Origin of the sequence: Allobosea sp. (genome assembly GCF_035999205.1) — a bacterium.
Lineage (GTDB): Bacteria > Pseudomonadota > Alphaproteobacteria > Rhizobiales > Beijerinckiaceae > Allobosea.
Genome location: NZ_DASYHA010000025.1, coordinates 580,156 through 602,950 on the forward strand (window position 1 = coordinate 580,156; position 22,795 = coordinate 602,950).

The following is a 22,795-nucleotide window of genomic DNA, read 5'->3' on the forward strand; positions in this document are numbered from 1 at the left end:
GTAGCTCCTGTTGGCGATGGTCGGGCGCAATTGGATCAGCGAATGGTCGCGACCTTGCCAGACTGTCCTTCGAGCGTCACGCGTGCGACGCGCCCGTCACGCTTCAACGTCGTCACCACATAGACATAGTCCTCGCCCTGTCGGCAAAGCCGGATGCGCACGACCTCGCCCGGCGCCGCCTGGCGCGCGTGACGGGAGGCCTGGGCGGGCTGGATGACGCGCCCATCCGCGACGGCGTCGCGCGTCTCGTCGGCGGACAGGCAGGAAATCGGATCCTGACTGTCGATCTGCACGATCGGCAGCGGCGTCGCCAGCAGAGCGAGTGCGAAGATGGGTTCGACGGGCATCATCAACATGGGCTAATCCCGCACGCGTGAACGCGCCATGAATGCTGAAACGCGCCTGACTATGTCAGCGCACGGGCACGCGTCCAAGCCATTCATGACCGCGCCCGGCAGTGGCACTCATTTGGGCGATCACAATTTCGATCTCGGCCTGCGGCGCGCCGAAATCAGCCAACTCCAGAGCCTCCGGGTACGACCATGCCGCAGCGGTCGTCCTCGCGTTGCGCAAGGTGGCGCCCCCGCTCCGAATCGAGATCTCGTAGGCTTCCGTCTCCTCGCCGAGCGGGACTTCGACCAGATCCCAGGAATCGCCGTCGATGCGGCTGCGCCTGATCCAATCGATCGCGATGGCACCGCCGCCGCGACGGGCGCGCGGATGCACGGGCGAAAGCGGTCTCAGCGCCTCGCTGCCGATCCTGACTGTCAGCTCCGCCATCGAGGGGTCGCCGACATCGCGCTGGACGGGAGCGATGCGGTAACGCTCTTCGCGCCCGAGATCGCCGAGTTCACTCGTCAGGGTGACCGCGGCGCCGTCGAGAAGAACGAGGCGGGAGCCGATCGGCAGGCTGCGCCCCGCCTCCCGCTCCGCCCCCCCGAGACCGCGGATCAACCCCGACAGCCGGAAGCGCTGCGGGCCGATCAGCTCGACATGGGCCGCCGTCACGATTTCGACCGCCCCGGTTTCGTCGAGCAGCGCCAGCGCATTGGCTCCGGCAAGGGCTGCTTCGGCCGGGACCGATGAGAGCACGCCCCCGCGCAGGCGCACATCGAGCACGGAACCGGCATCGGTGCGCCAGACTGGCCCAGGCGGCAGGACGGTCAGTGTCTCGCCGACGATCGAGGGCGCCTCGACCAGGCGCAGCAGCTCGAACTGCCCGGCACCATCGGCCTGCCACACGGCGAGTGCCCCTGGCCAGGGCGAAGCGAAGGCGGCGAGCGAGAGCAGCGGTGGTGGCTGGGTCCGCACGATCGGCAAAGCGAGCGGAATGACGAGGGGCCGTCCGGGCAGTGCCGGGCCAGTCCGCAGCGGCCGCGGCAGGCTCGGCACGCCGCTGCCGCGATAGATCGCCGGCTCGACCGCACGCGCGCTGGCCCTGCGGGTCGGCCCGTCATCGATCCGGGTCAGGCGGAAGAGCCGCTGAGCCCCCACGACAGGCAAGGCGACGACATCGCCAGGCTCGAGCGCGAGACACCGAGGCGACAACTCGATCTGCAGCGTCTCGCGGCCGGCCCAGACCTCCTGCAGGCGTTGATCGGCGAGGCGCTGGCCTTCGGCCGCACGGGTGACGATCGCCGTCTCGACGCCGATTTCGCGCCGCGCCGCACCGGCAAGCCGCCGCGAGCGGGAGGCAGCGGCGCGGTAGTCGTTTTCGCCGTCGCTGAAGCCGATCCGCAATTCCAGCGGCAGCTCGCTCTCCTGCGAGCGGCGCAGTTCGTAGGGCTGGCCGTCGCGGTCGAGCACCCAATCGTCCGCCGAGAGAACGCGCGAGACGCTCCCCGCCCGACCGCGGAAGACCAGCCGCCCCGAGCTCATCGTCGCGTCGAAGCCGAAGATCTGGCCGAGCGGTTCGAGTGCCTGCCGCGCCGATAGCGGCCGCTCGAGCACATAGCCGTCGACAAAGCCGTCGACGGAGATGGCGTCCGCCGCCGGCAGGCCGAAATCAGCGAGGATCCGACGCAGCAGCCGATCGACGGGCGTCCCCTCGATGCGGCCGTTGAGCCAGTGGCCTGTATCGTAGCTCGCGCCATCGGCCCAGATGCCGCCAAGGTCGGGAAACGCCGGGAATGGCCGGGCATCATAGCTCCAGACGAAGATGTTGGCGGGGTCGACCATGCGGATGCCGGTCACCGGATGCACCGGATTGCGGGCGGCCTCGAAGCCTTCCCGCGCCGGGTCGAAGCCCGAGATGATCGCCTCCAGCCCGCGCGCCTGGACGAGATCATCGCGCGCACCGCTCGAGAAGTGGGGATAGCCGCTCTCGGCCGATTTCGCGTCGGGGAAGACATTCGGCGCGTTCGCCCCCTTGTCGACGGCGGGCACGCCGATCTCGGTCAGCCAGATTGGCTTGGCGCCGGGCACGAAGGGCGTCGCGGTCGTCTCGACGCCGCCGACACGGGCGACATGGGGCTGGCTCCACCAGCCAACGAGATCCTTAGGCCGAAAGACCCAGGGCTTGCCATAGGCGCCATCCGTGATCGGCAAGCGGGTCTGAGCGAGGCGCCCGGCCATGTCGGCATAGTACCAGTCATGGGCCTCGCCGGAATTCAGGCGGGCACGGAGATAGCCAAGATCGCTCGGGCCGCTCGCGACGCTGGTGTCGGCATGATCGCTGGTATCGCGCCAGTCCGAGAGCGGCGGGTAGAAATCGATGCCGATCGCGCCGATCGCAGGCGACGCCCAGAGCGGATCGAGTGGAAAGGCAATGTCCTGCCCGCCATTGCGGACATGCGCGCCGTATTCGGTCCAGTCGGCGGCATAGGTCAGGGTAGCCGAAGGCAGGAGCGTCGCGACTTCCCCGGCGAGGCCGACAAGCCCATCCACCATCGGATAGCCGACAGCACCGCGAACCCGCGTCAGGCCGGGCATTTCCGAACCGAGCACGAAGCCGCTGACACCGCCTGCCGCCTGCGCAAGGATGGCGTAGTGCAGGATGAAGCGGCTGTAGCTCCATTCGTCCGGGTTGGCGCAGTCAATCCGCTCGTCGGCGGCGGACATGTCGGCGGCGGAAACCGTGCCGAGGAAGGCCGCGAGCTGCGCCTCGGCAGCCGCAGCGCCATCGACACTGCCGAGGCTGCCCGGCGCCGGCGAGCAGGTGATGCGGCCGCGCCAGGGATAGCGCGGCTGACCGACAGCGCCGGTCGCGGGGTCGGGCAGCGCATTCCCTGCCGGGATGTCCATCATCACGAAGGGATAGAGGACGACCTCGAGGCCGTAATCGTCGCGCAGGCGCCGGATCAGCCGGATCACGCTCGCATCCGACGGCGTGCCGCCGAAGGCTGGCCGCCCGCCGGCCTCGCTGACGACGCGCGACGTCATGCGGTTGAGCCCTGCAACCGACCATTCCGCGCCGATGGTCGGCTTATGGACAAGCTCGACGCGCGGGGCGAGCGTGCAGGAGCCTGCGCGCAGATCGTCGCCGAACCAGGACACGACGAGCGAGACCCGCCGCAGGTTGGGGCAAAGCGCGACGAGGTGGCCCAGCGCGGTGTCCACATCCGAGCCACCATAGAGCTGGTGCCGGCTCAAGCTCTCGGTCACGCCGGGTTCCGGCTCGTGATTGACCTGGCGCATCTCGTAGACGAATTCGCTGGCTCCTGGGATCAGCGTCACGGCCCGGATCATCTGGTTGAGGCCATCAACGGCCCGCACGACCTCGAATGCGAATTGCGGTACGCGGTTGCCGTAGTCGGCCAAAGGAAAGCGCTCGAACACGACATAGGCGAGGCCGCGATAGGCCGGGGCAGCGCCGGCCTCCTTGGCGACGATCAGCGGATCGGGCGCCTGCCCTTCGTGGCCCTGATGCACGCGCATGCCGACAGTCGTGACATCCAGTTCGCGGCCATCGGCCCAGATGCGGCGGACGAAAGCAATCGGCCCCTCACACAGTCCGATGGCGAGATTGGCGTAGTAGCTGTAGGTGGTCTCGACGGACTTCTGCTTCGGGCTGCCCTTGCCGCCGCTCTTCGTGCGGGTGACGGAGACCTTGATTTCCTCCTCGAAGCGCGTCGCCCAGATCAATTGTCCGCCGATGCGGGCACGGCCATAGACGCGCGGGATCGCAGCGCCCTCGCTGGAGGCCAGCCCGTCGATCTCGGTCAGGCGCGGCCCCTCGATGGTGCGGGTGCCGCCCGAGCCGCCGAGAAGCGACTGATCGATGCGAGCGCCGGCGATGCCGCCGATAGCCTGGCCGATAACGGCTCCGATCGGCCCGCCCAGCGCCGTGCCGAGCGCGCTGCCCGCGACCTGCAGAAGAAGCGTCGCCATCAGTCGATGACCTCCGGAAAGGTAAAGGCGTGGCTCAGATGCCGCCGCCACCAGGGCGAGAACGCGACCTCGCTGACCTGCGCCCCGTCATGGGCGTGCATGATGGCATCCGGCGCGGTGAGGATGGCGCAGTGCTTGGCCGGGAGATGGGCGCGCCAGCGAAACAGCAGGACGTCGCCCGGCCGTTCCAGCCCGGGCACGATGGGCAGCAGATGCCGCAATGCCGCTTCCGCGAGCGTCTCCACGCCCAGGCTTTCCGCCCAGCCCAGCGAATAGGGCGGCGGGATCTCCGGCTCGTCGCCGTAGAGGTCGCGCCAGACGCCGCGCACCAGCCCGAGGCAGTCGCAGCCGACGCCCCGGAGCGAAGCCTGATGGTGATAGGGCGTGCCGAGCCAGAGCCGCGCTGCCTCGACGATACCGACCCGAGAGACCTTCGCGCTCATCGGAACAGGCTCCCGCCATCAAGTGCCCCGTCGCCCGGCCTGACCCCGCCGATGATGAAGTCGGTGCCGGGCATGTGCGGAAAGCCGCGGAAATTGATGCCGTTGGCGAATTTGGCCTGGCAGGTCGCGAAGCTCTTGTCGCAGCCGGGAGAAAGGGTGAACGCATCGCCAGCGACGATAGCCGCCGGCGGTGCCTGCCAGAGCTGCAGCGCGACGAGCCCGCCCGCCGCCCCATGGCGCTTCACCTCCGTTGCGAAGCCGATATTGGCCCCGCTGGTGAAGATCAGGCGGCCGCCGGTGAAATGTCCATCCGCGAAGCCTGCGAGCGCCGGCGCGGTCAGCCCGAGGCGGCCGTCGCTCGCAGCGACGGTCGCGGTGATCGCCGCCAAGGCGACGCCGCAGCGCGCATCACCGAGATCGGCGGAGCAGGAGCGCATATAAAGCCGGCCGCGCTCCTCGTCGAAGGCCTTGGCCAGTCCCCTCACCTCGGCGGTGAAGCCGCGGTCGCCGCGCCTGATCTCGCCGACGAAGCCGGTTTCCAGCAGGATGCGCTGCGCGACGTCGGACCAGTTCACCAGCCAGATCGCGACGCGCGCATCGTCGTAGAGCCCGCGCGCGAGATCGGCCTCGTTGAGCCCGGCCGCGAGCAGTGCGCCCGAGACGTCTCCGCCCCCGATGGCAAAACCGAGTTCGGCGGCGCTCTCCGCGGCCTCGAGGCCCGTCATGGCCGCGAAAGCGATACCGTCGAAGGACAGCGGGCCGTCATGATCGGTGAAGCCGAGCACGGCGCCGTCGCGGCGCGTCAGGCTCCAACAGCGGCAGAGCGTTGTCGCGCCCTGGGCGAGATGCTCCGCCAGGGCTTCTGGGATGTCACGCATCGCGATGTCCTTCCGAGAGATATCGCCTCAGGGGATGATCTCGACGATCGGGATCTTGGGGATTTCGCCGGCCTCGAAAGCGGAGAGATCGACCTCGATCGCGTCGATGTCGAAGCGCACCGGCACGTCGAACAGGAAGCCGGCGGTGATCACGGCGCCCGGCCCCGGCACATGCCCGGCCGCGAAGGTCACGAGGCCGGTCGTCGCGTCGCAGTCGACATGTCCGGGCAGATCGGCCAGGACGCCGTCAACGGCGATCAGCACTTCGCCCGGCAGGGGCTTGGTGATCGGCCGACGATAGCGCGCCGCGCCGGAGCCGTAGTCCTTGCCGAGCTGAAAGACCGCCTGCACGCCGTCTCCGGTGCCGAGTGGCTGATCGGTCGCGGCAGGCGTTTGCGAGGGCGGGCAGCTCTTCCAGTCGAGCCGGTCCCGCCAGCGGAAGCCGTAGAGCCGCCCCCGCCGCTCCTCGAAGAAGGCGACGACCGCCGCCAACGCGTCGAGCGTGCGGATGCCGAGCCCGGCATCGTAGCGCCGGCGAGAATGAGCCCAGCGGCTGTTGCGCACCTCGCGGCCCGAGGCCAGGGTCACGATCTGCGTCAGGCGTTCCGGTCCGCCCCGCGCGCCACGCGCAACGTCCGTCGGGAAGCGGGTCTCATGAAAATCGGTCATGGGCCGAGGCTCCTCACAGTGCCCGGCCGCCGCGCGCGACCGCGCGAGCGATCGCCGCTGAAACCTGAGCTTCCGAACGGCGGAAGCTGTCGGCATCGGGCGTCGAGACCTGAACGACCACATTGAGGGGGCGTCGCGCGTCGCCGGTCGAGCGGACCCCCAGCCGGCCATCGGCGCCGCGTGACAGGGGCAGGATCGCCTCGGCGCCACGTTCGCCCATCAGGCCGAGGCCACGCCCCAGCGGGAAATAGGCGGGCGAGGCGATGACCCCGCCCTCGGCGAAGGGCGCCACCGGGACGCCGCCACCGCCGCCGCCCAGCCCGCCCAGGTTGAAGCCGCCGCCGAACAGGCCCGTCAGGCTCTTCACCCCCGTACCGAGCAGGCTCGACAGGCTGCTCTGCAGCGGCTTCAGCGCCGATTTCAGCAGGCTCTCGGTGATCGAGCGGCCGACGCTGCGCAGCACATCCTCGAAGCGTTTGCCCTCGATGATGCCCTTGGCGAAGGCGTTGGTGATCGACTTGCCGAAGCTCTCGGCCGATTTGCCGAGATTCTGCGTCAGGGAGCCGAGTGACCGCATGTCCGACAGGCGGGAGGAAAGGACGATGTCGTCATCGGCCATGGCAGACTCCGAAGGCGAGAGAAGGAACTGGCAGGGTCAGGCATCGGGATGGGCCGCCATCAGGGCTCGCAGCGCATCGCGCCCAGGTACCGCAGGCGATTGACCGGTCCGATGTGCACGCAGCGCGGCATCGATCTCGTGCGGGGTCGCCGCCCAGAAGGTTTCAGGCGACCAGCCAAGGCGGCCGAGTCCGAAGGCCATGACCTCGTGCCAGGGAAAGGGGATGGCCGCCGCCGGCGCACCTAGCGCGTCGGCGGCTGCGGAGGGCGCGACGTAGCCTCCGTCTGGCTCGCCGCTTCCCCTGCCGGATCGCCGAAGGTTGCATCGAGCAGGTCGATGGCCGCCCGGATCGCTCCGTTGAGACCGCCGTCGAAGTCAAGGCTCGCGACCTGGTCCTCGCTGAGGCCGCTGCCCGCACCGCGAAGCCCGGCCACGAGGATGCGTGTCACGTCGCGCGCCGAGAGCCTGCCACCGACGAAGCGCTCGCCCAGCGCCGGCAGGCTGTCCACGGCGAAGGCGTGTTCGAGTTCGGCGAGCGCGCCGAGCGTCAGACGCATCGGCAGCGCCTGACCGCCGGCCATGAGGGCGGTCTCGCCGCGGTAGCGGTTGATCATGCCCGTCCCCCTCACAGCGCGGTGAACGCAAGCTGGCCGGCCGATTCCAGCGAGAGGTCGAAAGTGACTTCGCCCGCATGGTCGCCGCGGTACTCCAGGCTCGACAGCTGGAAGGGCCCCGTCACGGTGCCGAAATCCGGCACAATCACCTGCCAGTCGCGGATCGCGCCGTCGAAGAAGATCTGGCGGACCAGAGCATCGGAGATTTCGTCCTTGAAGATCCCGGCGCCGCTGATCGCCGCGCGGCGCATGCCCGCGCCGGCCAGCAGCTCGCGCCAGCGGCCGGCGGACTCCGAGTGCGTCACATCCACAGTTTCCGCGTTGAAGGCGATCTGGCGGGCCCGTAGCCCCGCGACCGTGACGAAATCGCCTTCCGCATCCGCCGCCTTCAGCAGCAGATCCTTGCCCTTCTGTGCCGACATCCGGCGCCTCCCTGGTTCGGGTTTGATGAAGTCAAAGCGTCTCGGTCACGGCCCGAAATCGGATCGCGACGAAGGCGAGCCCGGTCGCCCGGTCCCGCGTCAGCCGCGTGGAGCGCCAGCGGAGATTGACGAGCCCGTGGCCGGCGGGCGCGAGCGGCGCCTCATCGAGCGCCGCAACGACCAGCGCCGCCGCTTCCAGAGCCCGGCGCGACGACGAGCTCTCGCCAGCCCAGACGGTGAGGCCGAAATCCTGCTCGCAGCCGCGATCGCTCCCGGTCGACCAGTCGCTCGCCTCGGCATCGCCATGCACGACATAGATGCCGCTCGAGGCACGCGGGGCCTCGTCATGGATGCGGCCGGGGCCTATCAGGGCGCTCAGGGCAGCATCGGCTTCGAGCCGCATCTGGATCGCGGCGCGCAGGCTGAGGACCGCATCGCTCATGGCGTGATCTCCAGGATATGGCAGACGAGGCGGCGCCTGCTGCCGTCGGGATCGGCGACGCTGCGGATGTCGAAAAGACGCTCGCCATCGCGCAGGCGCTGCCCGGCCTCGACGCCGGCACGCCAGCGCATCGTGATGCGATGCGTCGCGGCCTGTTCGGGCCGGCCCCGGCGCCAATGCTCGCCGCCTCCGAGCCATTCCACCTGGGCCCACAGCGCCGCGACGGTCTCGAAGCTCTGCGTCTGCCCCCCCAAGCCGTCCGGCGACGTGACGGCCGCTTCGAGCACGAGCCGGCGGCGCAGCGCGCCCACCGCTGTGGCATTGCCATTCGGTTGCGCCATTGCTCAGAGCCTCACGCGTCGGAACGGCGCGACCAACGTCATGATTTCCGCCGGCAGGGCCTCCGCATCACGGCCGACGACATCGCCGCGCTGCTCGAACCAGCGCGCGGCCAGCCGCAGGACCGCCTGTCGCAGCAAGGCCGGCACCGCGGCCGCGGTCGGGGCGAAACCCGCGACCACGTCGATCTCGATCGCGCCACGGGGACGGCCGATCTCGGGCACCTCCCCGGCCAGCCGGATGACCGGCGGATCGGCAACGGTGTCGAGCTGCAGGGCGCCCGGCGCGACCGGCTGCGCCGTCCCAAGCACGTCATAGACCCGAGCGGCGGTGATCGCGCTCACGGGCGAGAGCGGCAGGCGGATCTCGCCACCATCGGGCCAGCGGTCGATCACGACGCGCCAGGCCTGATCGACCAGCAGCCGGCCGGATGCCGCCTCCACCATCAGGCGCGCGGCCGTGATCAGCGTAGCCAGGAGATCGTCCTCCGCGCTCTGATCGAGGCGCAGGAAGATCTTGGCTTCGGCCAGCGAGACCGGCTCCAGCGCCGGCGGGGTCAGGGCAAGCGGCGTCATGGTCGCTCCGATCGGGGGTTCATTTGCGGTGGCCGACGCGCTATCCAGCGCCTCCTGTCGGGGAGGAGCGCGATGCGCATCGGTTATCTGATCGGCCTGTTCGGCCTCGCCATGGGTCTGACGCTGGCGGCGAATTCCGCAGGCGCCGTCGTCGGCGGCCGCGATGGCGGGCCAGCTGGCGGCTCGACACTGATGGTTCTCAACGCGCGTGGCGGCGTCTGCACCGGCATCGTGCTGTCGCCGCGCGCGATCCTGACGGCCGCCCATTGCGCAGCCGGCGGCACCGAGCTGCGCGTCCACTGGAAGGATGGCGGCGGCGAGCCGGTATTGATCGCACCAGCTGCCATCGCCCTCCATCCCGAGTTCAAGGCCAATGCGGTCGCGGCGCGGCAGCGCTCGATCGACATGGCCCTGGTTCGGATGGCCGATCCACTGCCCGCGCGCTTCACTCCCGCCACGCTTCTCGACGGAGAGCAGCCGCGCGCCGGCGCCCCGGTGACGCTGGCGGGCTATGGCGTCTCGCGCGAAGGTGAGGCCCGAACGACCGGCGTCTATCGTTCTGCAGCCCTGGTCGCGGTCGAGCCTTATGGCCCCGGCCGCGTGCTGCTCTGGGCAGCCGACCCCGTCGGCGGGGGCAAGCGTCCCGGATCCGGGGCCTGCCAGGGCGATTCCGGAGGGCCGATGACATCGGCCGACGGTGGCATCGTCGCCGTCACGAGCTGGTCGACCGGGCCGTCAGGCAAGAGCTGCGGCCTGTTGAGCCAGGGTGTGCTGGTTTCGCCGCAGCGCAACTGGATCGATGGCACTCTCGCGAAATGGGCCGAGCGCGCCTCGTGGACGAGCGGTCGTTGACGGAAGGGCTGGACTGCGGCGCCGCAGCCCATAGATTGAACCGGTTCGATCATCTGGTCCCTGTCATGATTTGTCGTCGTCTCGCCCTGGTTCTCGCTACCGCCATCGCCGCCGGGGCTCCTCCGGCGCATGCCGTCGTCGGCGGCGCAACGTCGCAGGACGTGCGTGGGGCGCGAGCCTCGACGCTGCGTGTCGAGACCAGCCGGGGCGAACTCTGCTCCGGAGCGGCGATCGCCCCCGAACTCGTCCTGACGGCGGCGCATTGCCTGATGGGCGGCGGCGCCGTCAGCGTGGTCAGCCTCGATCCGCGTTTCCGCACGCGCCGGCACGCCGTCGTCGCGGTGTTGCCGCATCCGACTTTCGTTCCCGGGACGACGCCGCGCACGCAGCCCGGTACCGACCTCGCGATGCTTCGCCTGGCGGCGCCGCTGCCGACCGACATCGTGCCGGTCACGCTCGGCGGCGGGCTTTGGCAGGGCGAGAGCGTGTCGATGGCCGGCTTCGGCCTTTCGATCGAGAACAACAAGAATACGGCTCGACGCCTGCGTGAGACCAGGCTGGTCAATGCCGGCAACTACACCACCCAGAATACGGTCAAGGTCGCCGTCGATGCCGAAGGCAGGGGCGAGAGCCCCGGTGCAGGTGCCTGCCGGGGGGATTCGGGCGGCCCCGTCCTGCGCGGCGACATCCGCTCGCGCGATCTGGTCGGCATCGTAAGCTGGTCGAGCGGCCCGCTGAACTCGCGCGAGCGACGCATCTGCGGCGGCTTCACCGCAATCACGCCGATCGCCGAGCATCGCAGCTGGATCTCGGAGACTGCAGCGCGACTGCTCGCGATGGGGCCGAATCCGCGCCAACTCGAACCACAGCCGCCATCGGCCGGCTACAGCTGGTGGTTCTCGCGATAAGAACCGGTTCCGAACCGGTCGCCCTGCAGATCCGATCGGCACCTGATCCAGGGACGGGGCGCGAACGCCCCGTCCTCCGCCCCCTTCGACGCAGGTCAGACCGCGAATTTCAGGCCCTTGATCGCGGCGAAATCCTGCACGCCGCCGCCGACGCGCTTGGTGGTGTAGAACAGCACATAGGGCTTGGCGGAGTAGGGATCGCGCAGGATGCGGACGCCGGCCCGGTCGACCACGAGATAGCCACGCCGGAAATCGCCGAAGGCGAGCGAGACCGCATTGTTGGCGATGTTGGGCATGTCCTCCGCCTCGACCAGCGGGAAGCCCAGCAGCGTCGCCGGCGCACCGGCCGAGGCCGGAGGCTGCCAAAGATAGTGACCGGTCGAATCCTTGAACTTGCGTACGGCGGCTTGAGTCTTGCGGTTCATCACGAAGGAGGCGTTCTGGCGATAGCCGGCCTTCAGCGCGTAGACGAGATCGACCAGGATATCCGACGGGTTCGAGGCCGCGAAGGCGCCGGCCACGCCGGTATTCAGCACGCCGATATTGCCCCAGCTCCAGCTCGCCTCGGCCACCGTAGGGTAGGCCAGGAAGCCCTTGGGCTTGTCGATGCCGTCGCCATTGACGAAGGCCGCGCCCTCCTGCTCGGCGAAGGCGCTCTCGACCTCATCGGCGATCCACTGGTCGATGTTGACGATGGCGTCGTCGAGCAGGGTCTGCGTCGCCGCCGGCATGGCGTAGAGTTCCATGGCCGGGAAGGAGAGCTCGGCCAGTGTCGGCGTGCCGGTCTGGGGACGGGCAGCCACTTCGGCCACCCAGCCGGAGGCCGGGCCGGTGGTGGAGAAGGCCTTCTTGTAGGTGCCGGACGAGATCGTCCGCACGGTGGCGAGAGCGCGGATCGGCGAGACATTGGCCAGTCGCCGGAGGATTTCGGTCTCGACGCCGGACGGCGCGAGATAGCCGCCATCGGGGCCGGAACCGGCCGAGAGCGCCTTGCCCTCCAGCCGCTTCAGCCCGCCGGCCTCGCCGCTGCGGACGTAGGCGGCGAAGGCGGCCTTGTGCTCGGCGACGAGCGGATCGCGCGGTTCGTCACGGCCGAGCGCCGGGCGGCTGCGGTCGAGCGTCAGCCGGTCGATGCGGCGCATCGCATCGTCGAGCGCAGCATCCATCCGCGCCATCTTCTCCTCGGTCAGCGGATCGGCGCCGCGGCGGGTCTCGATCTCGGCCAGCCTCTCGTCATTGCTGACGCGGTAGCTTTCCAGCGTGTAGCGGAGGTCGTCGAAGGCCAGCGACAGATCGGTTCCGGCAGCCTTGCTCTCAGGAGCGTGGTTGGCAGTGGTCATGGTCTCTCCTCGGGTGGAAAAGGTCAGGCGTGGGCGAATGCGGCCGCGCCTCGCAGCGCCTTGACGTTGGAAACGCGGGCCTGCGGCAGCATCGGGAAGGTGACGATCGAGATTTCCCAGAGATCGATTCGCTCGAGTCGGCGCAGGCCGCTGCGCGGTTCCGTCCGGGCTCTTTCCGAACGGAAGCCGATCGAGAGCCCGTCCACGGCGCCCTCGCGCATCAGCGCATGGATCTCGCGGGCCCGGCCGACGGCCAGCGAGAGCCGTCCCCGGACGAACAAGCCGCGCGCATCCTCGGTCAGGCTGATCCAGCGGCCGATCGGCTCGGCCGGATCGTGCTGCCAGAGCAGCTTGATTCCGCCCGGACCACGCCGGGTGAGGCTGTCGCGGAAGGCGCCGGGCTCGACCACGTCCTTGCCGAGATCGGCGATTCCGAACAGGCTGGCATAGCCCTCGAACAGGCCGTCGGGCCTGATCCGGGCTGGCGGCAGGGGCAGGAACTTGGATTCGCGCGCAAGCGGCCCTGTCGGAAAGGCGCTCCTCATCGGACGCCCTCACCGCACTTTTCGGCGCCAGCCTTGCCGAGGCGGCCGGGACCTCCCTCCAGCCTGGCCAGGTTGCGCACGAAGCGGCCGAAGGCCTCGCTGTTCGCCGGCCCGCGCGCCGGCTTCTGCGGCTGGCCGCGGCTTGCGGGGGAGGATGGTGGCGACGGCGTCTTCTCACCGGAACGTGTCATGGCTGATCCCCCTCGTGACGTGCATTGAAGCGGTTGAGCTCGCGCACGAACTCGTCGAAACGCCGGTTGGCGGCGGTCAGTTCGCGCAGCACGAAACAGGCGAAGGCGGACGCACAGGCCGCCCAGAGCAGCAGGCCGAGATGGCCGACATCGGCGCGCCCGACGAAGGCAGTGACGATCTGTTCGAGCAGGTTCATGGCACTCCCCCACCTGTCGGCGCGCGGCCGTAGCCGACCGCCTCGCGCTTCTCGCCCTCGCTGAGGAAGGTCGCGGCCGAGAGCCGGCGCCAGAGCGATTCCCGCTCCTCGGCCAGCGCCTCGATGGCATCGAGGTCGGGCTCCAGCGTGAGTTCGTCACCGAAGGCCGGCCCCAGCCATTGCGCCAGCGACTGCGCCGTGCGCCTGACCAGCGGGATCGCGGTCTGGCGCCAGAAGGCGCGGTTGGCCTCGGCGAAATTGGCGTGGGTGTTGTCGCCGGGCAGGCCGAGCAGCAGCGGCGGCACGCCGAAGGCGAGCGCGATCTCACGCGCAGCGACGCCCTTTGCCGCGACGAAGTCGAGCTCAGCCGGCGTCAGCGAAAGCGGCTTCCAGTCCAATCCGCCTTCGAGCAGCAGCGGCCGGCCGGCATTGCGCGCACCCTGGAAGCTGTCTTCCAGCTCGGCCTTCAGCCGCTCGAACTGCGCATCGGTCAGGCTGGCCCCGTCCGGCCCGTCATAGACGAGTGCGCCGGAGGGTCGCGCCGCATTGTCGAGCAGCGATTTGTGCCAGTTGCTGGCGGCATTGTGGATGTCGAGCGAACATGCAGCGGCCTCGATCGGCGAGAGGCCGTAATGATCGTCGACCGGATGGAACAGTGTCAGATGCAGGATCGGCGGCAGCGCACCCTCTTCCTGCCGGAAGCGGATGGTGTCGCCGCCGACGGTGTAGTCATAGGCCTCCGGCCAACCGTCGCGACCTGGCACGATCCGCATCCGGTCCGGCCGCAGCGCATAGAGCTCGCGCGGCTCGCGGCCCGCGCTCGCCGCCTCGACATAGGCATTGCCCGCGACCAGCAGGTGGCCGAACAGCATTTCTCGGAAGGCGATCCCGCCCTGGCGCGGATTGGGCCTGTCGATCAGCGCAAGCGCGGGATGCTCCGGCATCTCGCGCGCCCCCACCTTGGCAATGAGCGGCGTCTGCGCCGCGGCTTCTGCGATTAGCCGGACGCAGCGATGCACGACCGGATTGCGCTCATAGCCTTCGCGGGCGAGCGCCGCATAATCGCGCGGCGTCCAGACAGGGCGACCCGCTTCGTGCAGCGCGATCAGCGGCCCGACGCGCGAGCGCTTGCGTTCCGGCGCGGCGAGGCCGCGCAGGTGGCGTAGGAGATTGAGCATGAAGGTCTCGCTGTTGAGTGCGTCATGCTCGGGCTTGCCCCGAGCATCTAGTGCTCGGGTCCGCTGACACGCCCGAGAACGACGGCGTTCGAATCTAGATCCCCCTCACCCGCGGCCGTCCCTTGGGCGCGAGCATCAGATGGGTCAGTGCCCAGACGAGCGCGTCGAGCCGGTCCGGCGAGCGGCCGGAGCTGAGACCTCCCGGCCCAAAGTCACACATCTCGTCCTCCAGCGCCGGGAAGACACCGCCATGGCGCACTCTCCCCTGTGCATAGAGCGCCGCGACCGGCTCGGCCCTGAGATACTTGCCGCGCGTGGCCCGGACAGCCGTCACCGGCACGCCTCGATCGACCTCGCGGATGACGCTCTCGGCCATCTCGCCGCCCTGGTTGACCTCGACGACCAGCGCATCGGCCTCGAAGCGCCGATAGAGCGCGACCGCCTTGGCCGCCCATTCATGCGGGCGGGCACCGGAGATCGTGCCGTCTTCGAGCACATGGCCGATGCCGTCACGATCAATGCCGGCGACGATGAGCCCGCAGGAATCGGCCCGTTGCGAGGACGATGCCGGCGGATCGACCGCGACCACGATTCGCACCATGGCAGGCGCCTGTGGCTCGCGGCATTCCTCGATCATGACTCGCGTCCAGAGTGCGTCGGCGCTCTCCTCGACCAGTTCGCCATCGAGTTCCTGCCGGCCGAGCCGCGTGCCACCATAGGTCCCGGTAACGCTGCGGATGAAGTCGGCGGCGAGATTGAGGCGGTTCGCGCTGGTCGCCGCCCGGCTGACCGCGACATGCGGATCCGCGAGCAGGCGCTTGATCAGTGGCACCGGCCGCGGCGTCGTCGTCACGATCTGGCGCGGCCTGTCGCCGAGGCGTAAGCCGAATTGCAGCATGTCCCAGCACTCCTGAAGGTTCGGCCATTTCGCCAGCTCGTCGCACCAGGCCGCGCCGAATTGCGGGCCACGCAAGCTTTCGGGATCCTCGGCGGAGAAGACCTGCGCAATTGCGCCCGTGGACCATTCGAGCCGCCGGCGCGAGGGCGACCATGTCGGCCGCTCCCAGCGGGTGTGGATCGAGAGCAGCCCGGAGACGCCCTCGATCATCACGTCGCGGACCTGGCCTTGCGTCTCGCCGACGAGGGCGATGCGGCCGGTCGCTCGGTCGGCATAGGGCGGTAGCCCCAGCGCCATGCCCTTGACCCACTCGGCGCCCGTGCGCGTCTTGCCGGCGCCGCGGCCACCTAGGACGAGCCAGATCGGCGGATGAGGCGGGCTCCGGAGCTGCTGATCCTCGCGCCCGAAGAGGCTCCAGGCCTCCCCGAGGCTGATCAGCAGATCAGGCTCCAGTTCCGGGAGCAGATCCCTGGGAATGATCCTGGCCCAGCTCGCGGTCGGCAAGCGCATCAAGACGTCGTGCAAGTTCCTTTCGGAGGTCGGCGGCGTAGCGCAATCCGTCGGCAGGGTCGGCATCATCGCTGGCCTTGTTCTCCCGGGCTGCGGTCGCACCTTCCAGCGCCACGAGTTCGCGAACGGTGCGGGCGAGCACCGCCAGCGCCTTGGCGTCGGCTTCGCTCGCGGCCACGCCCTTCGGCAGCTCGTCGAGGCGCGCCTCATGGGCGTCGAGCTGGCGCTTGGCAGCACGCCAGAGCTTCGTCACCACGGCCTTGCGGCCGACAGGCAAGCGCCTGGCCTTCGCAGCCGGCAGCGCCGGCGCGTCATCCTCGTCATCGGTCATGGGCAGTCTCCGGGGCCGGAAACGCGAAAGCCGCCGGCTGGGGAGCGCGGCGGCTTCGTTTCGGTCACACTTCGTGAGCGTTCCTGATGTCTACCCGATCAGCGTCACGATGTCAAGGACTAATTTCCTACAATCTTCAGGCGAGAAGCGGAACCGCCTCAGACCTGTTCCTTCTCGACCCATTTGATCGTCTGCGCCGGGACGTACTGCTCCATGCGGTCGAGCAGGGTCGCTGGCTCCGTATCCGTCAACGCCATGGCGCGGTGTGTCTGCTTCAGGAAGCCGGCCTCCACCGTGTTGTCGAGGAAGGTCGCGAGTGGATCGTAGAAGCCGGCGACATTCAGGAAGGCGAGCGGCTTCTGGTGGATGCCGAGCTGTGCCCAGGTCCAGATCTCGAAGAGCTCCTCGAAGGTGCCGATGCCGCCGGGCATGGCGATGAAGCCGTCCGACAGCTCCGCCATCCGCGCCTTGCGGACATGCATGGTTTCGACGATCTCGAGACGCGTGAGCCCGTAATGGCCGACCTCCTTCTCGCGCAGCGCGCGCGGGATGATGCCGTGGACCTCGCCGCCCGCAGCCAGCGCCGCATCGGCGACGATGCCCATCAGGCCGACCGCGCCACCGCCATAGACCAGGACGAGGCCGCGCCGCGCGATCTCGGCGCCCATGGCGCGCGCCGCATCGGCATAGACCGGATCATTGCCGGGATTTGACCCGCAGAAGACGCAAACCGATTTCATGAACCCAAAGCCTGCAGGATGCGCGCCCAGGAGCGCTGGCCCTTGTGGAAGGAAGAGAGGTCGTATTTCTCGTTGGGAGAATGGACCCGGTCGTCATCGAGGCCGAAGCCGACGAGCAGCGTGTCCATGCCGAGCAGGCGCTTGAAATCGCCGACGACCGGCACCGAACCGCCAGAGCCGATGGTCACGGCCTTGCGGCCCCATTCCTCGGTCAAGGCAGCCTGCGCCTTGGTCAGGGCCGGCGAATCCAGCGGCACCGCGAACGCGGGCGAAGCACCATGCGCGATGAACTCGGCGGTGACGTCGGCCGGCAGCCGCTCGCGCACGAAGGCCTGGAAGGCGGCCGCGATCTTCTGCGGATCTTGCTTGCCGACGAGGCGGAACGAGATCTTGGCCGAGGCCTGGCCCGCGATCACGGTCTTGGTACCCTCGCCCGTATAGCCGCCCCAGATGCCATTGACGTCGCAGGTCGGGCGAGACTGGATCTGCTCGATCAGCATGCGCCCCTTTTCGCCAATGGAGTGCTTCAGGCCGATCTGGCCGAGGAACTCCTCCTCGGTGAGATTGAGGTCGGCCCAGTCGGCCTTCTGCTGGTTGGTCGGCTCCTCGACGCCCTCGTAGAAACCGGGCAGCGTGATCCGGCCAGTCTCGTCATGCAGTGCCGCGACGATCTTCGCGAGGACATGGACCGGATTGGCGGCAGCGCCGCCGAACAGGCCAGAATGCAGGTCGCGATCGGCGCAGGTGATCGTGACCTCCTGATAGACCATGCCGCGCAGCGAGGACGTGATCGCCGGCGTCTCGCGGTCCCACATGCCGGTATCGCAGACCAGGGCGAAATCGGCCTTCAGAGCTTCGGCATTCTCGCGGACGAAGGCCGGCAGGTTGACCGAGCCCGATTCCTCCTCGCCCTCGACCATGATGGTGACGCCGATCGGCAGGTCGCCGGTCTCGGCAATGGTCGCTCGCATCGCCTCGACGAAGGTCATGACCTGGCCCTTGTCGTCGCAGGCGCCGCGACCGGTGATCACCCTGCGACCGGGTTCGATCTCCTTGACCGTCGGCTTGAAGGGATCGGTCTCCCAGAGCGCCAGCGGGTCGACCGGCTGGACGTCGTAATGACCGTAGAACAGCACATGCGGCGCACCCGGCTTGGGGCGGTGACCGAGGACGATCGGCTGGCCAGGCGTCTCGCGCAGGCCGGCGGTGAAGCCGAGCGTCTCGAGATCCTTCGCCAGCCACTCCGCGGCGCGCCGCGTCTCGGCATTGAAGGCCGGATCGGTGCCGATGGAGGGGAATTCGAGCCAGGACGACAGGCGCGACAGCGAGGCGTCCAGATCGGCATCGAGACGGGCGAGGATGGCGGGCAGCTTGGTCATGGTACTCGGCAAGGCTGGGCTCACGCGCAAACGGGAGCCGATTGAGGTGGCGCCATCATGGCAAGAGCTGATGATGGCAAGACTTGACGGCGGTGTCAGCCATGCGCGGGACGTGGCGTCCTTCGGCTAACGCTTACCGCCCATCATCGAGCCGAGCACGCCGCGCAGGATCGCGCTGCCGACCTGGCGACCGATCGTGGTCGCCGCCGAGCGCGCCGCCGAGGTCAGAACCTTCTCCGCCATGCTCTGCGGCATCCGGCCGCCCCGGCTGCCGGGGCCGGTCTTCGGACGCTCGGTTGTGCCACCGAGCCAGCCGCCGATCGTGTCGAGAATGCCGCCATCCCCTGTCGTCGAGGCCTCGACCGGCTCCCCGTCCGGCGTCAGGTTCTTGCGGCTCGCCAGCACCTCATAGGCCGACTCGCGGTCGACCATGGTGTCGTATTTGCCCTTGAAGCCCGACTCGACCAGCGCCTGCTGGCGAATCTGGACCGAGCAAGGGCCGACCTGCGCCATCGGCGGCGCGATCAGCGTGCGCTCGACGATCGTCGGCGTGCCCTTGCCTTCCAGCGTCGAGGTGAGGGCCTCGCCGACGGCAAGCTGCGTAATTGCCTCGGCGGTGTTGATCTTCGGGTTTTGGCGGAAGGTCTCGGCAGCGGCCTTCACCGCCTTCTGGTCGCGCGGCGTGAAGGCGCGCAGCGCGTGCTGGACGCGGTTGCCGAGCTGGGCGAGCACCGTATCGGGGATATCGAGCGGGTTCTGCGTCACGAAATAGACGCCGACGCCCTTCGAGCGGATCAGGCGAACGACCTGCTCCACCGCCGTCAGCAGTGCCTTGGGCGCGCCGTTGAACAGGAGATGCGCCTCGTCGAAGAAGAAGACGAGCTTGGGCTTCTCCAGATCGCCGACCTCGGGAAGCTGCTCGAACAACTCCGAGAGCAGCCAGAGCAGGAAAGTCGCATAGAGGCGCGGATTGGCCATCAGCTTGTCAGCGGCCATGATGTTGACGATGCCGCGGCCGTAGCGATCGGTCTTCATCAGGTCGGCGATGTCGAGCGCAGGCTCGCCGAAGAACATGTCGCCCTTCTGGTTCTCGAGCACGAGGAGCGCGCGCTGGATGGTGCCGACCGTCTGCGAGGTGACGTTGCCGTATTTGGTGGTCAGGTCCTTGGCGTTCTCGGCGATGAAGCCGAGGATCGCGCGCAGGTCCTTGAGGTCGAGCAGCAGGAGCTTCTGCTCGTCGGCGATGCGAAAGGCGATGTTCAAAACGCCTTCCTGCGTCTCGTTGAGATCGAGCAGCCGCGCCAGCAGCAGCGGCCCCATCTCGGAGATGGTGGCGCGGACCGGATGGCCCTGCTCGCCGAAGACGTCCCAGAAGACAGTGGTGAACTGGTCGGGTTCGTATTTCTCGCCGACCTCCTCGGCGCGCTTGACGAAGACCGGCTTGGAATCGCCCGGCGCCGCGATACCGGAGAGATCGCCCTTGATGTCGGCGGCGAAGACCGGGACGCCATTCCTGGCGAAGCCTTCGGCCAGCACCTGCAGGGTCACCGTCTTGCCGGTGCCGGTCGCGCCCGTCACCAGGCCGTGGCGATTGGCGAGCTTGAGCAGCAGGTGTTCCGCCTTCCAGCTCTTGCCGATCAGAATCGCGCCGTCATCCGCCATGGGCCTGCCTGTTGTGCTATCGATGGGTCAGGGCAAGGGTGTAGCGAAAGGCGCTCGCGGGCGGAAGCCCGATCGCTGCTCACGCTATGTGCTTGATCAGATCGTTGATATGTGAACTATCTCGCCGCCAACCGCCGCAAGCAACAGGATGAAGACCATGGATGAACTGATCTCCCGCGTGATCGCGGCCTCGGGCCTCAACGAAGAGCTCGCCCGCAAGGCGATCGGCATCATCCTCGCCTTTCTGCAGAAGGAAGGCCCCCCGGCCGAGATCAACGAATTGATGGCCGCGCTGCCGGGCGCCCAGGAGCTCGCCAATGCCGAAGGCGGCGCCAAGGGCGGCCTGATGGGTATGGTCGGCGGCCTGATGGGCGGGAACGGTGGCGTGATGGCGCTCGGCGGCCAGCTGATGGGTGCGGGCCTGTCGATGGGCCAGATCCAATCGGTCTCGAAGGAGATGTTCGCGGTCGGCCGCGAGAAGGCGGGCGAAGACGCGATGGGCGCGATCGTCGGCGCCATTCCCGGGCTCGGCCAATTCGTCTGACGTCGATCTGAACATGCAGGAGCACAGCGCCGCCTTCGGGCGGCGTTGTCGTTTCGGGCCTTGTCGGGGCTGCGCAGGTTTGCGCAGCCCCGTTGCGACGAAGTAGGAATGGCGATGCGTCGCCGGCCGTGGCAATGACCCCTCGCGACTGCACAAATGGCAAGAGACGAGGACCGGCGCGCATGAATTCCGCCCCAGCATCCGACCTGCCCTTCATGGACGCCTTCCCGGCGCCCGCGCAGGAGGCCTGGCGGGCGGCGGTTGAGAAGGTCCTGAAGGGCGCCGATTTCGAAAAGAAGCTCGTCGGTCGGACCGCCGACGGCATCCGCGTCGAGCCGCTCTATGAGGCCGCCGCCCCAGCGCTGCGCCCGCTGCGTGGCGAGCCCGGGCGCTGGCATGTTGCAGCCCGCCTCGACCATCCCGAGCCGCGCGAGGCGCAGAAGCTGGCGCTGGCCGATCTCGAAGGCGGCGCGGATTCGCTGATCCTTTCCTTTGCCGGCGCGCGCGCTGCCCGCGGCCATGGCCTCGTCGCCGATGATGTCGCGGCGCTGGACGCCAGCCTCGACGGCGCCATGCTCGACCTGATCCGCCTGCGGATCGATCCGGCGCCGCAGGGACGCGTCAACGCGCTGCTGCTGGCGGCGCTCGTCGAGAAGCGTGGGCTGGCGCCGGATGGCGTGGCCGTCGATTTCGGGCTCGACCCGATCGGGCTCCTGGCCAGCACGGGCACCTTCGCCGCCTCCTGGCCGGAGATCGGCCGCAGGCTCGCCGCGACGATCCGGGCCCTGCGGGCGCGCGGCTTCACCGGACCTTTCATCGCGGCGGATGCACGGCCCTATCACGAGGCCGGCGCCAGCGAGGCGCAGGAACTCGGCGCGGTTCTGGCGACGGCCATCGCCTATCTGCGCGCATTGCAGGCCGAAGGCTTCTCGCTTGAGGAGGCGCGGGACGCGATCTCCTTCGTGCTGGTGGCCGACACCGACGAATTCCTGACCATCGCAAAATTCCGGGCGGCACGACTGCTCTGGCAGCGCGTGCAGGAGGCCTGCGGCCTTTCGCCCAAGCCGATGGTCCTGCATGCCGAGACGGCCTGGCGCTCGCTGACCGGGCGCGACCCTTGGGTCAACCTGCTGCGTGGCACCATCGCGACCTTCTCGGCAGGAGTCGGCGGGGCGGATTCGCTGGTGGTGCAGCCCTTCACCGCCGCGCTCGGCCTGCCCGATGCCTTCGCGCGTCGCATCGCCCGCAACACCCAGCTCGTGCTGCTGGAGGAAGCCAATCTCTGGCGCGTCGCCGACCCGGCCGCCGGCGCCGGCAGCTTCGAGGCGCTGACGCTGGCACTGTGCGAGAAGGGCTGGGGCGCATTGCAGGGCCTGGAGGGCGAGGCCGGAAACGGCCTGCCCGGCATCCTCTCGGCTCTCGCCAGCGGCGCGATCCAGTCGAGCCTGGCAGGGCAACACGCTTTGCGTTCGAAAGCGGTTGCGACACGCCGCGAACCCATCACCGGCACGAGCGAATTCCCCAACATCAAGGAAGCGTCGGTCTCCGTGCTCGATGTCGCGGCGCCGGCGCGCCGCAAACCCGCGCAGCCCCTCCGGAAGGCGTCGGAGCAGGATCAGGGCAAGCTGATCGGCGAGTTGGCCGCTGGCGCCCCGCGCGACGCGGCTCTGAGCGCGCCGGAAGACGGGCTCCATGCCGAGCCCCTGCCATCCCGGCGCCTGGCCGAGCCGTTCGAGGTGCTGCGCGACCAGGCGGATGCGGCTGCGCAGCGCCCCGTCGTGTTCGTCGCGACGCTGGGGCCGATCGCCGACTTCACGGCGCGAGCGGGCTTCGCGCGCAACCTGTTCGAGGCCGGAGGACTTTCGGCGCCAAGCGGCGACGGGTTCGCGAAGAACGGCGGCACGGACGTTGCCGCGCTGGTTGCAGCCTACACGGCATCGGGCGCGCGCCTCGCCTGCCTCTGCGGCTCGGACGCAGCCTATGCGGCCGAGGGAGCTGCTGCAGCGCGGGCGCTGTCCACGGCCGGCGCGACAGTCTGGCTGGCCGGACGCCCCGGTGAATTGGAGGCGGAACTGAACAAGGCCGGCGTCACTTCGTTCATCTCTGCAGGGGGCGATGCGATCGAGGCGCTCACGCGTGCCCATGCGATCGCGTTCGTCTGAACAAATTTGGCCTGAGACGGAGAACGCC

General features: G+C 69.0%; 26 protein-coding genes. 4 read left to right on the plus strand and 22 right to left on the minus strand.

Going from position 1 to position 22,795, the window contains the following annotated elements:
- Positions 1-35 precede the first annotated feature (35 nt).
- Genes VGN82_RS18155 through VGN82_RS18210 form a run of 12 tightly spaced genes read right to left on the minus strand, consistent with a single transcriptional unit; the run spans position 36 to position 9,330 of the window.
- Positions 36-356, minus strand: coding sequence for a PepSY domain-containing protein (locus VGN82_RS18155; protein ID WP_327528440.1), 321 nt, complete (start codon positions 354-356; stop codon positions 36-38).
- Positions 357-411: 55 nt separating this feature from the next.
- On the minus strand, positions 412-4,329 hold the full coding sequence (locus VGN82_RS18160) for a baseplate multidomain protein megatron (protein ID WP_327528441.1): 3,918 nt from the start codon (positions 4,327-4,329) through the stop codon (positions 412-414).
- The gene (locus VGN82_RS18165; RefSeq protein ID WP_327528442.1) at positions 4,329-4,772 is read right to left on the minus strand and encodes a C40 family peptidase; all 444 of its coding nucleotides are present in this window, start codon (positions 4,770-4,772) and stop codon (positions 4,329-4,331) included. The genes VGN82_RS18160 and VGN82_RS18165 overlap by 1 nt, the downstream gene beginning before the upstream one ends.
- Positions 4,769-5,650 (minus strand): DUF2163 domain-containing protein, encoded by an 882-nt coding sequence (locus tag VGN82_RS18170; RefSeq protein ID WP_327528443.1) that lies wholly within the window; start codon positions 5,648-5,650, stop codon positions 4,769-4,771. Before VGN82_RS18170 ends, VGN82_RS18165 begins: the two co-directional genes overlap by 4 nt.
- Positions 5,651-5,677: 27 nt before the next feature.
- Positions 5,678-6,319: a DUF2460 domain-containing protein gene (locus VGN82_RS18175; RefSeq protein ID WP_327528444.1), complete on the minus strand. Its 642-nt coding sequence runs from the start codon at positions 6,317-6,319 to the stop codon at positions 5,678-5,680.
- Between the two features lie 13 nt (positions 6,320-6,332).
- Positions 6,333-6,938 (minus strand): phage tail tape measure protein, encoded by a 606-nt coding sequence (locus VGN82_RS18180; protein ID WP_327528445.1) that lies wholly within the window; start codon positions 6,936-6,938, stop codon positions 6,333-6,335.
- 36 nt (positions 6,939-6,974) lie between these two features.
- Positions 6,975-7,163 (minus strand): phage tail assembly chaperone, encoded by a 189-nt coding sequence (locus tag VGN82_RS18185; protein WP_414644353.1) that lies wholly within the window; start codon positions 7,161-7,163, stop codon positions 6,975-6,977.
- 17 nt (positions 7,164-7,180) lie between these two features.
- Positions 7,181-7,552, minus strand: a complete 372-nt coding sequence (locus VGN82_RS18190) for a gene transfer agent family protein (RefSeq protein WP_327528447.1) — start codon at positions 7,550-7,552, stop codon at positions 7,181-7,183.
- Positions 7,553-7,563: 11 nt separating this feature from the next.
- Entirely contained in the window at positions 7,564-7,974 is a 411-nt protein-coding gene (locus VGN82_RS18195) for a phage major tail protein, TP901-1 family (RefSeq protein ID WP_327528448.1), read from the minus strand.
- Positions 7,975-8,005: 31 nt separating this feature from the next.
- On the minus strand, positions 8,006-8,416 hold the full coding sequence (locus tag VGN82_RS18200) for a DUF3168 domain-containing protein (RefSeq protein ID WP_327528449.1): 411 nt from the start codon (positions 8,414-8,416) through the stop codon (positions 8,006-8,008).
- Entirely contained in the window at positions 8,413-8,757 is a 345-nt protein-coding gene (locus VGN82_RS18205; protein ID WP_327528450.1) for a phage head closure protein, read from the minus strand. Before VGN82_RS18205 ends, VGN82_RS18200 begins: the two co-directional genes overlap by 4 nt.
- Positions 8,758-8,760: 3 nt before the next feature.
- Positions 8,761-9,330, minus strand: a complete 570-nt coding sequence (locus VGN82_RS18210; RefSeq protein WP_327528451.1) for a head-tail connector protein — start codon at positions 9,328-9,330, stop codon at positions 8,761-8,763.
- A gap of 72 nt (positions 9,331-9,402) precedes the next feature.
- On the opposite strand from VGN82_RS18210, the gene VGN82_RS18215 reads away from it, so the two are divergent.
- Complete coding sequence (locus VGN82_RS18215) at positions 9,403-10,182, plus strand: S1 family peptidase (protein WP_327528452.1); 780 nt, start codon at positions 9,403-9,405, stop codon at positions 10,180-10,182.
- A gap of 65 nt (positions 10,183-10,247) precedes the next feature.
- Positions 10,248-11,090 (plus strand): S1 family peptidase, encoded by an 843-nt coding sequence (locus VGN82_RS18220; RefSeq protein WP_327528453.1) that lies wholly within the window; start codon positions 10,248-10,250, stop codon positions 11,088-11,090.
- A 95-nt stretch (positions 11,091-11,185) separates the two neighbouring features.
- Here VGN82_RS18220 and VGN82_RS18225 read toward each other — a convergent pair whose 3' ends face one another.
- The 10 genes from VGN82_RS18225 to VGN82_RS18270 form a co-directional block, all read right to left on the minus strand.
- Positions 11,186-12,430, minus strand: coding sequence for a phage major capsid protein (locus VGN82_RS18225; RefSeq protein WP_327528454.1), 1,245 nt, complete (start codon positions 12,428-12,430; stop codon positions 11,186-11,188).
- A 23-nt stretch (positions 12,431-12,453) separates the two neighbouring features.
- Complete coding sequence (locus tag VGN82_RS18230; RefSeq protein ID WP_327528455.1) at positions 12,454-12,975, minus strand: HK97 family phage prohead protease; 522 nt, start codon at positions 12,973-12,975, stop codon at positions 12,454-12,456.
- Positions 12,972-13,166, minus strand: a complete 195-nt coding sequence (locus VGN82_RS18235) for a hypothetical protein (protein ID WP_327528456.1) — start codon at positions 13,164-13,166, stop codon at positions 12,972-12,974. Before VGN82_RS18235 ends, VGN82_RS18230 begins: the two co-directional genes overlap by 4 nt.
- The gene (locus VGN82_RS18240) at positions 13,163-13,363 is read right to left on the minus strand and encodes a hypothetical protein (RefSeq protein WP_327528457.1); all 201 of its coding nucleotides are present in this window, start codon (positions 13,361-13,363) and stop codon (positions 13,163-13,165) included. The genes VGN82_RS18235 and VGN82_RS18240 overlap by 4 nt, the downstream gene beginning before the upstream one ends.
- The gene (locus VGN82_RS18245; RefSeq protein WP_327528458.1) at positions 13,360-14,541 is read right to left on the minus strand and encodes a phage portal protein; all 1,182 of its coding nucleotides are present in this window, start codon (positions 14,539-14,541) and stop codon (positions 13,360-13,362) included. The genes VGN82_RS18240 and VGN82_RS18245 overlap by 4 nt, the downstream gene beginning before the upstream one ends.
- A gap of 94 nt (positions 14,542-14,635) precedes the next feature.
- The gene (locus tag VGN82_RS18250; RefSeq protein ID WP_327528459.1) at positions 14,636-15,949 is read right to left on the minus strand and encodes a DNA-packaging protein; all 1,314 of its coding nucleotides are present in this window, start codon (positions 15,947-15,949) and stop codon (positions 14,636-14,638) included.
- Positions 15,882-16,280 carry a hypothetical protein gene (locus VGN82_RS18255; protein ID WP_327528460.1) on the minus strand — a complete coding sequence of 133 codons (399 nt, stop codon included), beginning with the start codon at positions 16,278-16,280 and terminating at the stop codon, positions 15,882-15,884. The genes VGN82_RS18250 and VGN82_RS18255 overlap by 68 nt, the downstream gene beginning before the upstream one ends.
- A gap of 158 nt (positions 16,281-16,438) precedes the next feature.
- Positions 16,439-17,020: an LOG family protein gene (locus VGN82_RS18260; protein WP_327528461.1), complete on the minus strand. Its 582-nt coding sequence runs from the start codon at positions 17,018-17,020 to the stop codon at positions 16,439-16,441.
- Positions 17,017-18,399, minus strand: coding sequence for a M20/M25/M40 family metallo-hydrolase (locus VGN82_RS18265; protein ID WP_327528462.1), 1,383 nt, complete (start codon positions 18,397-18,399; stop codon positions 17,017-17,019). The genes VGN82_RS18260 and VGN82_RS18265 overlap by 4 nt, the downstream gene beginning before the upstream one ends.
- 126 nt (positions 18,400-18,525) lie before the next feature.
- Positions 18,526-20,061 carry a helicase HerA-like domain-containing protein gene (locus VGN82_RS18270; protein WP_327528463.1) on the minus strand — a complete coding sequence of 512 codons (1,536 nt, stop codon included), beginning with the start codon at positions 20,059-20,061 and terminating at the stop codon, positions 18,526-18,528.
- A gap of 157 nt (positions 20,062-20,218) precedes the next feature.
- Here VGN82_RS18270 and VGN82_RS18275 point away from each other — a divergent pair, with 157 nt between their 5' ends.
- Together VGN82_RS18275 and VGN82_RS18280 are read left to right on the plus strand one after the other, a co-directional pair.
- On the plus strand, positions 20,219-20,605 hold the full coding sequence (locus VGN82_RS18275) for a DUF2267 domain-containing protein (RefSeq protein ID WP_327528464.1): 387 nt from the start codon (positions 20,219-20,221) through the stop codon (positions 20,603-20,605).
- 182 nt (positions 20,606-20,787) lie between these two features.
- A complete protein-coding gene (locus VGN82_RS18280) occupies positions 20,788-22,767 on the plus strand; it encodes a methylmalonyl-CoA mutase subunit beta (RefSeq protein ID WP_327528465.1) in 1,980 nt (659 codons plus the stop codon).
- Positions 22,768-22,795 lie beyond the last annotated feature (28 nt).